This window comes from Streptomyces sp. NPDC058576, from assembly GCF_042718715.1.
Taxonomy (GTDB): Bacteria; Actinomycetota; Actinomycetes; order Streptomycetales; family Streptomycetaceae; genus Streptomyces.
In genome coordinates this window covers 9,507-23,257 of record NZ_JBHXPF010000052.1, presented here as the reverse complement: position 1 = coordinate 23,257, position 13,751 = coordinate 9,507, and the positions used below count along the sequence as shown (strand labels likewise).

The window sequence follows — 13,751 nt, the reverse complement described above, 5'->3', positions numbered from 1 at the left end:
TCCATGAGCTCAGAAAGCACTCCCGCCCTGCTGAAGGGCGCGGCGGGCGTGGAGAGCACCGAATCCGGCGGCCCGGCTCCGGCCGGGCCGTCGGCCCGCTCCCCACGCTCCCGCAGTACGGCCGCCTACGCCCGCTACGCGGCGGGCAAGCTCGCCGGGGCGGCCGTCTCCCTCTTCGCCGTCCTCGTCACCAGCTTCTTCCTCTTCCGGCTGATCCCCGGCGACCCGGTCAAACAGATGACCGGCGGCCGTCAGGTGTCGACCGAGCAGATCGCGGCGATGCGCCGTGAGTTCGGGCTCGACCTGCCGCTGTGGCAGCAGTTCACGCAGTACTGCGGCAAGGCGCTGACCGGCGACTTCGGTACGTCGTACCAGTTCCGCGCCCCGGTCGTCGACAAGATCGCCGAGGCGCTGCCCGCCACCCTGCTTCTGACCGGCACCGCTTTCGTGATCTACACGCTGCTCGGCATCTGGCTGGGCGCCCGGTCCGCCTGGCGCAACGGCAGTGCCGGGGACCGGGCCAACACGGCGTTCGCGCTGACGCTGTACTCGGTGCCCTCGTTCTGGCTCGGTCTGCTCCTCATCATCACCCTGTCGGTGGGGATCGGTCCGATCCCCGGGCTCTTCCCGACCGGCGGCATGGAGTCCGGCAACACCGAGGGCTTCGACCGGGTGCTGGACATCGCCCATCACCTGGTGCTGCCCGTCATCACGCTGGTCGCCGTGGAGTACGCGCGCACCCTGCTGGTGATGCGCTCCTCGCTGCTGGACGAGATGGGCAGCGACTATCTGACGACCGCCCGCGCCAAGGGGCTGCGCGACGACCTCGTACGCCGGAAGCACGCCGTGCCGAACGCGATGCTGCCGACGGTGACGCTGCTCTTCGTGAACCTCGGTACGACGGTGGCGGGGGCGATCCTGGTGGAGACGGTGTTCTCCTGGCCGGGCCTCGGCGGCCTCTTCTACCAGGCACTGAGCGTGCCCGACCTGCCGTTGGTACAGGCGCTGTTCTTCGTGTTCGCCGCCGCGGTGATCCTGATGAACACGCTGGCCGATGTGATCTATCCGCTGCTCGATCCCCGGGTGGGCCGATGACGACGTCGATGCAGAAGCCCTCCGAACCGCGGGAGCCGGGCCAGCCGGACGCCGGGAAGCTCTCCGGGCGACCGGAGAAGAGCGCCCCCGCGCTGAGCCCGCGTGCCCTCACCCGGGCCCGGCGGCGGCAGGCGGTGTCGCGCTTCTGGCGGCAGTACCGCACGCACCGGGCCGGCCTCGTCGGTCTCGCCGTGCTCGCGGTGATCGCCCTGCTCGCGCTGACCGCCCCGCTGCTGGTCGGGGCCGACTCGCAGAGCGTGACGAACGCCCCGGGCGGCCCGCTGGAGGAGCCGAGCGGTGAATTCCCGCTCGGAACCGACCAGTTCGGGCGCAGCCTGCTGGCCCTGATGCTGTGGGGCACGCGCGTGTCGCTGACGGTCGGGCTGCTCGCCGCCTTCCTCTCCGTGGCGATCGGCACCCTGATCGGGATCACCGCGGGCCACTTCAAGGGCTGGTACGCCACCATCATCATGCGGGTGACGGACTGGTTCCTCGTCATGCCGACCCTGGTGCTGGCCATCGCCCTCGCCACCGTGCTGTCCCGGTCGATCTGGACGACGATCCTGGCGATCGGCGTGACGACCTGGCCGACGACCGCCCGGCTGGTCCGCGCCCAGACCCTGTCCGTCGAGTCACGCCCGTACATCGAACGGTCCCGGGCGCTCGGCGGCGGCCACGGCCACATCATGTCGCGTCACGTCCTGCCCAACGTCATGCCGCTGGTGCTCGCCCAGACCACGCTCGTGATCTCCACCGCCATCCTCACCGAGGCGACCCTCGCCTTCCTCGGGCTCAGCGATCCCACGATCGTCTCCTGGGGCGGTCTGCTCCAGGACGCCCGGGAGGCCGGCGCGGTCTCCTCCGGCAACTGGTGGTACCTCGCTCCGCCCGGACTCGCCATCGCCGTGGTCGCCCTCGCCTTCACGCTGTGCGGCCGCACCATCGAGTCCGTGCTCAACCCCAAGCTGGGGGTGTCCCGTTGACCGCCACGACCACGACCACCACGCCGAACCCGGACCCGTCCGGCGCGCCCGGCCCGTCGAAGCCGGTCGGTGACCCCCCGCTCCTGGAGGTGCGGAACCTGACCGTCACCTACGGCGGCGGGGCCGACGCCGTCCCCGCCGTACGGGGCGTCGACCTGCGGGTCGAGGCCGGGCAGAAGCTCGGCATCGCCGGGGAGTCCGGCTGCGGCAAGTCCACCCTGGCCCTCGCTCTGCTGCGGCTGCTGCCCGCGACGGCGAAGCTGACCGGCGAGATCCTGCTGGACGGCGAGGACGTCCTGACCATGAAGTGGGGCCGTCTGCGTGCGGTCCGCTGGGCGGGCGCGTCGATCGTCTTCCAGGGCGCGATGCACTCGCTGAACGCGGTGCACCGGGTCGGCGACCAGATCGCCGAGCCGATCCTGCTGCACAGCAGGGCCACCCCGGCGGCCGCCCGCAAGCGCGCCGGTGAGCTGCTGGAGCAGGTGGGCCTGCCCGCCGCCCGCGCGCAGGCGTATCCGCACGAGCTGTCCGGCGGGCAGCGCCAGCGCGTGATGATCGCGATGGCGCTGGCCTGCGATCCGCGCCTGATCGTGGCGGACGAACCGACGACCGCGCTGGATGTGATGATCCAGGCGCAGATCCTGCGCCTGATCGAGCAACTGGTGTCCGACCAGAACGTCGGCCTGATCATGATCAGCCACGACCTCGCGGTGCTCGCCGACACCTGCGACCGGCTCTCGGTGATGTACGCGGGCCGGGTCGTCGAGGAGGGCCCGGCGCGGCAGGTGTACACGGACGCCCGCCACCCGTACGGCCGGGCGCTCTCCGCCGCGTTCCCGAGGATCGGGGACCTGTCCTCGCGGCACGCCCCGCGCGGGCTGCCGGGCGACCCGCCGGACCCGGCGGCACTGCCGGGCGGCTGCACGTTCCACCCGCGCTGCCCGGTGGCGCTCGACTCCTGCGACACCGAGGACCCGGAGCTGCGGGACGCCGGGGCCGAACGCCGGGCGGCCTGCGTCCTGGTGGACGCGGACGGCGCGCCCACGGACGGCGCACGGCCAGAAGCGGACGGCACGCACGCGAACAGCACGCACGCGGACGGCGCACGGCCCGGAGAAACAAGGAGCACCTCTTGAGCACCACGCCCCTCGTCAGCACCGCGCCCCTCCTCAGCGCCGAGGAGCTGAAGGTCGCGTTCCCGGGCCGGCGCGGGGCCGCCACCGCCCGCGCCGTCGACGGCGTCGACCTCGACATCCGGCCGGGCGAGATCGTCGCCCTGGTCGGCGAGTCCGGCTGCGGCAAGACGACGCTCGCCCGGTCCCTGCTCGGCCTGGTCCCGCCCACCTCGGGCCGGGTCACCTTCGGCGGCGCCCCGCTCGACTACTCGGGCCGGGCGCTGAAGGCGTACCGGAAACGCGTGCAGCTGGTCCTCCAGGACCCCAGCGGCTCCCTCAACCCCCGGCACACGGTGTACGACGCGGTGGCGGAGGGCCTGCGCATCCACGGGTACGCGGGCGACGAGCGGGCGGCCGTCTCGGACGCCCTCTCCCGGGCCGGCCTGCGGCCGCCGGAGCGGTTCTTCCTGCGCTTCCCGCACGAGCTGTCGGGCGGTCAGCGCCAGCGTGTCGTGATCGCCGGGGCGCTGGTGCTGGAGCCCGAGCTGATCGTGGCCGACGAGCCGGTGGCCTCGCTGGACGCGTCGGTACGGGGCGAGATCCTGGCGCTCCTGCTGCGCCTGCGGGACGAGCTGGGGCTCTCGGCGCTGGTGGTGACCCATGACCTGGGGCTCGCGTGGAACATCGCGGACCGGGTGGCGGTGATGTATCTCGGCCGGATCGTCGAGACGGGCCCGGTCGAGCAACTGCTCACGGCTCCTCAGCACCCGTACACCCGGGCCCTGTTGTCCGTGCTCCCGGAGGCGGAGGGCGAACCGGTGGTGCTGGCCGGGGAGCCGCCGGACCCCTCGAAGGTGCCCGCCGGCTGCCGCTTCCACGTCCGCTGCCAGGTCCTGGCCTCGGGCGAGGCGGAGCGGGCGGGGGTGGCTCAGGCGTGCCGCACGTTGGATCTGCCGGTGCTGAACGGGGGCGGCGGGGACGCCCAGGTGGCCTGCCACTGGGCGGCGGCGTGCGGCGGGTAGGCCTGAGAAGCGTCCCGCGTCGCCGCCGCTCCGCGGAGGGCGGAGTTCCGCGTCAGCGCCGGGCGAGGACGCAGAACTCGTTGCCCTCCGGGTCGGCCAGAACGACCCAGGAGGCGTCGCCCTGCCCCACGTCGGCCCGGGTCGCGCCGAGACCTTCGAGCCGGGCGACCTCGTTCGCCTGATCCACGACCGGGCCGGGCCTCACATCGAGGTGGAGGCGGGTCCACACGACCTCGTCATCCGGCGTACGGCGGAGCTCCAGGTACGGCCCGACGCCCTGGGCGGTGCGCAGCAGCGCGCGGTCGTCGGTCAGCTCGTGGACGGTCCAGCCGATCGCCTCGCCCCAGAACCGGACCATGGCCCGCGGGTCGGCGCAGTCGACGACCACGGTGGCGATCGGCCCGGTGTCCCGGTGGAGCTCGCGGGGCTCGAGGACGCTGAACACGTTGCCTTCCGGGTCGGCCATCACCGTCCACGGCGCCCCGTCCCGGCCCGTGCCGACGATGGTCGCCCCGAGCTTCTCCAACCGTGCGACCAGCTCGGCCCGATGGGCTTCGGATGCGGTGGCGAGCTCGATGTGCACGCGGTACCGCACCGACTCCGGGTCCGGCACGCGGACGAGGTCGACGCAGACGGCGGACGGATCCGGCCAGTCGAAGCCCACGGGTTCCAGGTTGGTGACCCCGGGCGCCTCGCTGTCCAGTCCCCAGCCGAGCGCCTCCGCCCAGAATGCGCCGAGCGCGATGTCGTCGCGGGCCTTGAGGTTCACCTGAACGAGTTGCAGCGTCATGCCGCACACCTTAAGGGGTGCCCGTCTGCTCCTGATCATGGCCGGGGACGCGGTAGCGCGCATAGATCAGCCCACTGCCGAAAGCACGCTCCTCGACCAGTTCGAGATCGAGACGCACGCCGTCGGGAAAGAACCGCTTGCCGCCGCCGACCACGCTCGTGGTGATGAAGAGGTGGTACTCGTCCACCAGCCCGGCCGCGATCGCCTGGGCCGCGAGGTTCGGGCCGTCGACGGTGAGGTCGGCCTCCGCCTCGGCCTTGAGCCGGCGCACCGCGTCCGGGTCGAAGGACCGCTCGATCCGGGTCTTCGCGCTGGACACCGAGTCGAGCGTCGTCGAGTACACGACCTTCTCCGCGGCCTGCCAGTCGCGGGCGTACCGCAGGATGTGCGGCGGCTGGTCGGGCTCGGTGTGCGCCGTCTCCCAGTAGACCATCGTCTCGTACATCCGCCGCCCGTAGAGGTAGGTGCCGACCGGCCGGAAGAGATCGTTGACGAAGGTGTGCGCCTCCGGGTCCCCGGCCCCGGTGCCGAGGCCGCCCTCCGTCGCCTCGGCGTAGCCGTCGAGCGAGGTGATCATGGAGTAGACGAGTCTGGCCATGGCGTCCCCTTCGGTACGAACGCACGCGTTACGGCGGTCCCGCACATGATGACCCTCGCGCACGTCGGAACTCATCGGTCGGCGTGCGTCGGTACGAGCCCCGCGAGAAACCGCAAAGAGTCCTTCGCAAAGAGACCTTTGCGAAGAACTCTTTGCGGTCTAGGGTCTGCCGCATGACAGACAACACGCCACCCCCTTCCGACGACCCGTCACCGGATGAGGGATCGGTCGTCCTGGACGCCAAGGGGCTGCGCGCCCTGGCGCATCCGGTCCGTGTGCAACTGGTCGGACTGCTGCGGAAGTACGGCCCGTCCACGGCCACCCGTCTCGCGGAGCGGCTGGGGGTGAACTCCGGGACGGCCAGCTACCACCTGCGCCAACTGGGCGCGGCCGGCTTCGTCGAGGAGGACACGGAACGCGGCAACGCCCGCGAACGCTGGTGGCGTTCGGTGCACCGGACGACCTGGTTCAACGACCCGGAACTGGCCGAGCGGGAGCCCGAGGCCGCCCTCGCCTACCAGCAGTCCGTCGCCTCCATCTACGCCCTGCGCACCCAGCAGGCGCTGAACGGCCTGCAGACGATGCCCCGCGTCTGGCGGGAGAGGTTCGACCTGAGCGACTGGGTCCTGCGGCTCACCCCCGAGGAAACGACCGCGCTCTACCAGGAGTTGTGGGGCGTCATCGGCCGCTACCGGCGGGACACCCCGGAGAACGCGGCGACCGCTCCGGCGGGCGCGGAGCGGGTCGGCGTCATCACCCACCTCCTGCCCGAACTGGACGCCCCCGCCCCGGAAGCGGAGGCACCGTGAGCGCCGGGGACCCGGGCGGCACCGGCGTCCTACCCGCCGAACGGTCCTTACGGCCGCTGGTAGGGGTGCTGGCCGCCATCGCCGCGTCCGTGACCGGCACCCGGATCTCCCTGATCGCCCTGCCCTGGTTCGTCCTCGTCACCACGGGCAGCGCCACCCGGACCGGGCTGGTCGCCTTCTGCGAGATGGCACCGTACGTCCTGTTCAAGGCCTTGTCCGGCCCGCTGGTGGACCGCACGGGCCCACGGGCCGTCTCCTGGACCACGGACCTGGCGAGCGCGGCCGCCGCCGCGGCGATCCCCCTGCTGCACACCCTGGACCTGCTCTCCTTCCCTCTCCTGCTGGGCCTGGTCGCGGTGATCGGGGCCGCTCGCGGCCCGGGCGACCTGGCAAAAGAGGTCATGGTCCCGGAGGCCGCCGAGCGCGCCGGAACCCCTCTGGAGCGGGCCATGGGCCTGTCCGGCGTGATCGAGCGGCTCGCCTCCACCGTCGGCCCGGCGGCGGGCGGCGCCCTGGTGGCGCTGCTCGGCCCCATGACCGGTCTGGTCGTCAACGCGGGCTGCTTCGTCCTCGGTTCGGTGATCGTCGCCGTCGCGCTGCCGCGCGGGACGGGACGACCGGCCGTCGACCCGTCCGCCACGAAGGACGCGGACGGCGCAAAGGAGGCGGGCTACTGGCGGCGGTTCGGCGAGGGCTTCACCTTCCTGCGCGGCGATCCGTTGCTGCTCGCCGTCATCGTCGTGGTCGGGATCACCAACCTGCTGGACGCGGCGCTGAGCACCCTGATGATCCCCGTCTGGGCCGGGGAGTCCGGGAACGGCCCGGCCGCGATCGGCCTGGTCGGCACGGTGATGGGGGCCGCCGCGGCCGGCGGGAGCCTCATCGCCGCGATGGCCGCCCACCGGCTGCCCCGCAGAGCGGTGTTCCTCGTCGGGTTCCTGCTGGCCGGGGCCCCGAGGTTCCTGGTCCTCGCGGTCGACGCCCCCTTGGGCGTGGTGCTCGCCGTCTTCGCCGTCAGCGGCTTCGGGGCCGGGTTCATCAACCCCGTGCTGGGCGCCGTCTTCATCGAACGGGTGCCGCGCCGGATGCTGGGCCGGGTCAACGCCCTCGGCGACTCGCTGGCCTGGTCCGGCATCCCACTCGGCGGGCTGCTCGCCGGGGCGGCGGTGACGGCCGCCGGTCTGACGCCGGTCCTGCTCGTCTGCGGGGCCGCGTACTTCCTCACCACCACCCTGGCCGGACTGCGGCCGGAGTGGCGGGCCATGGACAGGCCCCGCGGGGACGTCGTACCGCGGGAGGCGACTGAGGACCGTGCGCATCGGGACGGTACGAGGACGGTGCCCTGATCACCGCGCCGCGGCCGGCCCGCCGTGGTGGTGGATCGCTCCCGTCAGCTCGCCGAGCGGCCGTCCCGTCCCGCCCCAGCGGTGCTGGATGATCTCGGCCGCGATGGACACCGCCGTCTCCTCCGGCGTACGGGCTCCGAGGTCGAGGCCCACGGGTGAGGCGAGGCGGGCGAGTGCCGCCTCGTCCGCCCCGGCCCTGCGCAGTCGGGCCAGTCGGTCGTCGTGGGTGCGGCGGCTGCCCATCACCCCGATGTACGCGGCGGGCGTGCGCAGGGCCGCGAGGAGCAGGGGGACGTCGAACTTGGGGTCGTGGGTGAGCACGCAGATCACCGTGCGGGCGTCGGCCTTGGTGGACTCCAGGTAGTCGTGCGGCCAGGCGCACACCACCGCGTCCGCCGTGGGGAAGCGCTCGCGGGTGGCGAAGGCGGGGCGGGCGTCGCAGACGGTGACCCGGTAGCCGAGGAACGAGCCGATGCGGGCGGTGGCCGCCGCGTGGTCGATCGCGCCGAAGACGAGCATGCGGGGCGGTGGGGCGTACGTCCGGACGAAGACGGCCACCTCCTGCATCCGGCGCTGGCCCTGCGCCCCGTACCACTGGATCGCGGTGTGCCCCTGGGCCAGCAGACCGCGGGCGTCGTCGGTGACGGCCGCGTCGAGCCCCTCGTCGCCGAGCGTGCCGGTGGTGGGCCCGGCGTCGGAGGGGCGGATCACCAGGCTGGCCCCGGTCTCCCCCGCGCCGGACAGGACCGTGGCCTCGGCCACCGGCCGGTCCGCGGCGATCAGGTCCAGGACAGCGGCGAGTTCGGAACGCTCGGCACCGGTCGCGTACGCGCGCACGAGCACCTCGATCGTGCCGCCGCACGTCAGCCCGACGCCGAACGCCTCGTCGTCGCTGATCCCGTACGACACCACGCGCGGCCCCGCCCCGGCCAGCACCTCGCGGGCGACCTCGTACAGATCGCCCTCCACGCAGCCTCCGGAGACGCTGCCGACGACTGTGCCCGCTTCGTCGACGGCCAGGACCGCGCCCGGGTCGCGGGGCGCGCTGCCGTGCACGGCGACGACGGTCGCCAGGGCGAAGGGAACGCCGTCGGCGCACCGGGAGCGGAGGTCGGGCAGGATGTCGCGCACCCTGTCAGCATCCGCCGTCCCCGGGCGGACCGCACGAGGAGAGGCGGTGTCAGCGCGTGCGGGCGTAGGCGGCGGTCAGCTCGCTGGAGCGTTTGACGTCCGCGGCCATCGCCACCAGCAGCTCGTCGATCGAGTCGAACTTCAGCATGCCGCGTACGTACGCCAGGAAGTCGACGGCCACGTGCAGCCCGTACAGGTCCAGGTCGACCCGGTCGATGGCGTACGCCTCGACCGTGCGCTCGGTGCCGCCGAACTGCGGGTTCGTGCCGACCGAGATCGCGGCGGGCATCGACTCGCCGTTCACCTCCAGCCAGCCGGCGTAGACGCCGTCGGCGGGGATCGCCGTGTGCGGCAGGGTCTCGACGTTGGCCGTCGGGAAGCCCAGCTCACGGCCGCGCTGCGCGCCGCGCACCACGATGCCCTCGACCCGGTGCGGGCGGCCGAGGATCTCGGCGGCCCCGGCGACGTCGCCCTCGGCGATCAGCCGGCGGGTGAGCGTGGAGGAGAACGGCTGTCCGCCGCCGGCCTCCCCGGTGACGTACAGGTCGATGACCTCGACGGTGTAGTCGTAGGTGGCGCCCAGCTCGGTCAGGAGCGCGACGTTCCCCGCGGCCCGGTGGCCGAAGCGGAAGTTGGGGCCCTCGATGACGGCCTTCGCGTGGAGGCGGTCGACGAGGACCTTCGCGATGAAGTCGGCGGGCGACAGCTTGGAGAACTCCGCGGTGAACGGCAGGATCAGCAGGGCGTCCACGCCCAGCTCCGCCATCAGCTCGGCGCGGCGGTGGTGCGGGGCGAGCAGCGGCGGGTGGCTGCCGGGGCGGACGACCTCGCTGGGGTGCGGGTCGAAGGTGACGACGACCGAGGGGATGCCCAGCTCACGGGCGCGCTCGACGGCCCGGCCGATGATCAGCTGGTGTCCGCGGTGCACGCCGTCGTAGGAGCCGATGGTGACGACGCTGCGTCCCCAGTCCTGGGGGATGTCCTCCAAGCCACGCCAGCGCTGCACTGTGACCGCTCCTCGCCCGAACCTGTGTACGTGTGTATGTCGATTACGCAGGTCTAAGACTGCCATGCTCACGTCCCGCCGCCTGCATCGGCATCGGCATCGGCGGACGTGATGTCTCCAACGCCTCGACCGTGCGCCGGGCGCTCGGGCCCACGACCGCCGCCCACTCCTCGGGGGCGTCGGCCAGCCAGCGGGTGACGAGAGCGGCGAAGCCGGGAACGGCGCGGGCGAGCTCGACCAGGCCGCGGTCGAAGCGGGCGGCTCCCTCGGGGGTGCGGACCAGCAGCATCCCGGTGCGGTGGACGAGCGCGCGGGTACGGATCTCCGGGCGGCGCTCCGAGCCCTCGGCGGCGGCCCGCAGCAGGGCCTCCAGCACGTCCGGGTTCCGGCCGGTGACCTGCTCGAACTCCAGCAGGACCTCCAGCAGCTCGGCCCGCAGCGGCCGGGAGTCCGCGCTCCCGGGACCGGCGAGGACCCCGGCGAGCGCGGCGCGCACCGGCGGCGGAGCGGGGCGGTCCCGCAGCAGCCCGGTGACCAGGGGCAGCAGCAGGGCGCGGGCGGCCGGGCCGTGCTCCAGGCGGAGGTCGACGTACTCGGCGGCGTGCGTGCCGTCCTCGGGGTGGGCGTCGATGTACTCCCGTACGAGCCCGGCGACGTGCAGCGCGAGCGCGGGCGTGTCGAGTCCGGCCAGGGCCCGCAGCACCGCTCCCCCGCCGTCCCCGGGGCGGGCCAGACGCACGCGGAGGGCGGCGAGGACGGGCTCCTGGTGGGCCGGGAAGACCTCGGCGAGCAGTTCGACGGGCAGCCGGGGGTCGCCGGCGGCGAACGCGCGCAGGGCTGCCGGGAGGTGGCGGGTTCTGCCCTTCGGATCGCGGACGAGAAGGGTGTGGGCGGCGGAGTGCAGTTCGGCGTCCTCGGGCCGCTCCAGCAGGATCTCGGCGGCGGAGCGCAGCAGGGCCCGGTCGCCCTCGGCGGTGACCCGCTGCTGGAGGAGTCCGGCGTAGCGGGCGGCGGCGGAGCGGCGGGCGGGGCGGTCCTCGTCGCGGGCCCAGCGCTCGACGGCCCGGCAGAGCGCGGTCGGTTCGCCCTCAGCGAGGGCCGCGAGCAGTTCCCCGGCGCGCTGGTGCGGGGTCGCGATGAGCGCGTCGGCCAGATCGTCGAGGGCGAGATCGCGGCGGGCGTACAGCAGCGCCTGCGCGGTGGCGGCGACGGTGGGGCGCAGGGGCACGTCCGGGGCGTCGGGGCCCACGAGCAGCGGGCGTTCGTCGGTGAACCAGCGGCACAGCAGGGGCTGCACGGCCGGGGCGTCGAGGGCGAGGCGGCGGGCGACCGCGTCCAGATACCGCTCGTCGCCGTCGGTGCGGGGCAGCCCGTCGGCGGGCACGAGGCGGCGGAGCAGGTCGATCCGGTCCTCCTCGGGCAGCCGGAGCCGCCGCCAGAACCAGGGCCCGAACTCCCCGTACGCCCCGAGGTCCCCGGGTCCTTCGGGGGCGGCGGAGCGGCGGGTGATGCGCCCGGCCAGGACCCGCAGGACACCGAGGTAGGGGCGGGCGTCGGTCACCCGCAGGAGGCTGCCGTTCAGCAGGTGGGCGGCCCACCAGGCGGCGTCCTCGTCGCGCGGTCCTTCGTCGGTCCAGAGCCGGTCCAGCGCCTCGATCAGGTCGGCCATCCGGTGCGCGAGGGCCGCGGTGCCCTGGCGGCGGCCGAGCAGCACCATCGCCTGGATCACCGGCCCGATGCGGTGCCGGGGCACGGGCAGGCTGCGGGGTTCGCCGGAGCCGTCGGGGTGCGGGGTCCGGTCCGGGGTGCCGCTCCCCCGGTGCCAGCGGTGCACGAGGGAGCGCAGGGCCGCGTCGAGGTCGAGGTGGGCGCCCTGCACCCAGTCGCCGAGCTCCTCGTGGGCGAAGCGGTAGCCCGCTCCTGCGGGGACGAGGAGGCCCTCGGTGAGCACGGCGGAGGCCCAGCCGGTGCGCCAGGGGAAGATCTCCTCGAACGCCACCCGGGCCAGCTCGCCCTGGCCCGGGCCCAGACAGCGGCGGGCAGCCTCGTGGACCTGGCCCGCCACCCGGGCGGCCAGCCGGCGCACGGCCGCGCCGCGTGGCTGTTCGTCGGCGGCGGCCGCGATCCGGACGGCGGCGCGCACGCACAGCAGGTCGAGGTGGGCGCCGAAGACGTCCTCGGTGTCGGGGCGGCCCGGCACACCCGGCGGCAGGGCGGCGCGGACCTCGGCGAGCAGCCGCAGGGTCAGCGGGTGCCGGTCGTGGCCGGGGGCGAGGGCGGCGGGCGGGATGCCGTACGCCTCCTTGGCCCGCTCGGCCTGCTCCGGGGTGAGGTCGCCCAGGCGCAGGGCGGGCGGCAGCCGGCGGGCGGGGCGGTGCGGGCGGTGCAGTGAGCCCGGCGGGTAGAGAGTCCCCGCGGTCTCCCAGTGCTCGGGGCGGCAGGCGACCACGAGCCGGACGGCGTTCGCGCGCAGCCAGGCGAGGGTGCCGCACGTCCAGTCGGCCAGCCGGTGGGCCAGCAGCGGCGGCATCTCCTCGGGGCCGTCGAGGACCACGAGGAGCGGGTGCCCGGCGTCGGCGGCGAGCCGGGCGACCCGCTCCGGGGTGGCCGTGCTCATGTCGCCGTGGGCGCCCGCCGCGGTGACGATCCGGGCGGAGCGGATGAGCGTACGGCTCGCGGCGTCCGCGATCGAGGTGTCCTCGGCCAGCAGGTCCGCGCCGCGCAGCCAGAGGGTGGGGGCGGGCGCGCCGCCGTCGGCGCGGCGGGCGGCGAGGGCGGCCAGCTCGGTGGTGCGGCCGGTGCCGGGGGCGCCGACGAGACCGAGGACCAGGCCCGTACCGGCGGCGAAGGCGGCCAGCTCGGCGTGGACGTCCTCGCGCTCCACCGGGGCGGTGCGGGCCTTCGGACCGTCGGCCGAGCCGACGGATGTGGCGGTGAGCTGGAGAGCCCCGGCGAGGTTGAGGTGGGGGCCGTAGGCGGGGGCGACGGCGGCGTTGCGGCGGAGCAGGGCGTCCAGCGTGTCGTCCGCGCCCCGGGGGATCGGGAGCGCGAGGCCGGCCGCTTCGTGCGGGGCCGTGAGCGTGGTGCTGAGGATGCCGAGGACCGTGCCGGTGGCCGGGTCGGTGACCGGTCCGCCGACGGCCGCGCCGCCGGAGCGCAGGGCGTCGCGCCCGTCGGTGCCGAGGGCCAGCTCCAGGGCGGCGGGGATGGGGTGGCCGACGCCGTCCGGTGCGGTGTAGGTGGCGGGGGTGGTGCCCAGCACGCGGGCCTCGCGCCGTCCGTGGGCGGCGAGGTCCACGTAACCGCCGGGCTCGGCGCGGTCGCGTCCGGCGATGGGCAGCGGCTCGGCGTCGAGGGCGTCCGGGCCGCCGGTGCGCAGCAGGGCGAGGCCTAGGGCGGGCAGCGCGGTGATGTCGTCGGGGGCGACGGTGCAGGTGCGGCCGTCGGTGCCGTGGAGGAGGAGCGGGCCCGGGGAGACGACGGCCTGATGGGCGGTGACGACCGTGCCGCGCTCGTCCGCGACGAATCCCGTCCCTCGCGGCCGGCCGGCCTGATCGCAGATTCTTACCAGCTTCGACCGGTCCCCACTGCCCATGGTCCGACGGTAGGCCGCCGGTGATCTCCGAGAGCGCGAGGACGGGGAAAGCGCCCCCCGCGCCCCCGGTATTCACTCCGAGCGCCCGTCCAATGGGGTGAATACCCGTGTCCCCGGCGGAGCAGGGATGGTGCCGGGGAGGGGAACGTGGAGCGGGCACCGGGTGGGGGGGGGTGCCCCCGCCACCACAAGGAGGGTGGGGCGGCGGCCGAGGGTCAGGCGAAGAAGGCGAGGCGCGTGGCCCGGTGTCGTATAAACAAA

At 74.3% G+C, this 13,751-nt stretch carries 11 protein-coding genes; 6 read left to right on the top strand and 5 right to left on the bottom strand.

What is annotated here, in order from left to right:
• Positions 1 to 3: 3 nt before the first annotated feature.
• From ACFWRV_RS28400 to ACFWRV_RS28385, 4 genes are read left to right on the top strand one after another with little or no spacing between them, the layout of a single operon-like run.
• Positions 4 to 1,095, top strand: coding sequence for an ABC transporter permease (locus tag ACFWRV_RS28400; RefSeq protein ID WP_384338575.1), 1,092 nt, complete (start codon positions 4 to 6; stop codon positions 1,093 to 1,095).
• Positions 1,092 to 2,078 (top strand): ABC transporter permease, encoded by a 987-nt coding sequence (locus ACFWRV_RS28395; RefSeq protein WP_384338574.1) that lies wholly within the window; start codon positions 1,092 to 1,094, stop codon positions 2,076 to 2,078. The genes ACFWRV_RS28400 and ACFWRV_RS28395 overlap by 4 nt, the downstream gene beginning before the upstream one ends.
• Positions 2,075 to 3,214, top strand: coding sequence for an ABC transporter ATP-binding protein (locus tag ACFWRV_RS28390; protein WP_384338573.1), 1,140 nt, complete (start codon positions 2,075 to 2,077; stop codon positions 3,212 to 3,214). Before ACFWRV_RS28395 ends, ACFWRV_RS28390 begins: the two co-directional genes overlap by 4 nt.
• Complete coding sequence (locus ACFWRV_RS28385) at positions 3,211 to 4,215, top strand: oligopeptide/dipeptide ABC transporter ATP-binding protein (RefSeq protein ID WP_384338572.1); 1,005 nt, start codon at positions 3,211 to 3,213, stop codon at positions 4,213 to 4,215. The genes ACFWRV_RS28390 and ACFWRV_RS28385 overlap by 4 nt, the downstream gene beginning before the upstream one ends.
• Before the next feature lie 52 nt (positions 4,216 to 4,267).
• On the opposite strand, the gene ACFWRV_RS28380 is transcribed toward ACFWRV_RS28385, so the two are convergent.
• Both ACFWRV_RS28380 and ACFWRV_RS28375 read right to left on the bottom strand, forming a co-directional pair.
• The gene (locus tag ACFWRV_RS28380; protein WP_384338571.1) at positions 4,268 to 5,005 is read right to left on the bottom strand and encodes a VOC family protein; all 738 of its coding nucleotides are present in this window, start codon (positions 5,003 to 5,005) and stop codon (positions 4,268 to 4,270) included.
• A gap of 10 nt (positions 5,006 to 5,015) precedes the next feature.
• A complete protein-coding gene (locus tag ACFWRV_RS28375) occupies positions 5,016 to 5,603 on the bottom strand; it encodes a dihydrofolate reductase family protein (protein ID WP_384338570.1) in 588 nt (195 codons plus the stop codon).
• Between the two features lie 173 nt (positions 5,604 to 5,776).
• Here ACFWRV_RS28375 and ACFWRV_RS28370 point away from each other — a divergent pair, with 173 nt between their 5' ends.
• Positions 5,777 to 6,412: an ArsR/SmtB family transcription factor gene (locus ACFWRV_RS28370; protein WP_384338569.1), complete on the top strand. Its 636-nt coding sequence runs from the start codon at positions 5,777 to 5,779 to the stop codon at positions 6,410 to 6,412.
• Complete coding sequence (locus ACFWRV_RS28365) at positions 6,409 to 7,758, top strand: MFS transporter (protein ID WP_384338568.1); 1,350 nt, start codon at positions 6,409 to 6,411, stop codon at positions 7,756 to 7,758. The genes ACFWRV_RS28370 and ACFWRV_RS28365 overlap by 4 nt, the downstream gene beginning before the upstream one ends.
• Here ACFWRV_RS28365 and ACFWRV_RS28360 read toward each other — a convergent pair whose 3' ends face one another.
• From ACFWRV_RS28360 to ACFWRV_RS28350, 3 genes are read right to left on the bottom strand one after another with little or no spacing between them, the layout of a single operon-like run.
• Positions 7,759 to 8,889: an XdhC family protein gene (locus ACFWRV_RS28360; protein ID WP_384338567.1), complete on the bottom strand. Its 1,131-nt coding sequence runs from the start codon at positions 8,887 to 8,889 to the stop codon at positions 7,759 to 7,761.
• A 49-nt stretch (positions 8,890 to 8,938) separates the two neighbouring features.
• Positions 8,939 to 9,895, bottom strand: a complete 957-nt coding sequence (locus tag ACFWRV_RS28355; RefSeq protein WP_384338566.1) for a bifunctional riboflavin kinase/FAD synthetase — start codon at positions 9,893 to 9,895, stop codon at positions 8,939 to 8,941.
• 43 nt (positions 9,896 to 9,938) lie between these two features.
• Positions 9,939 to 13,490: a trypsin-like peptidase domain-containing protein gene (locus ACFWRV_RS28350; protein ID WP_384338565.1), complete on the bottom strand. Its 3,552-nt coding sequence runs from the start codon at positions 13,488 to 13,490 to the stop codon at positions 9,939 to 9,941.
• Positions 13,491 to 13,751: the final 261 nt, after the last annotated feature.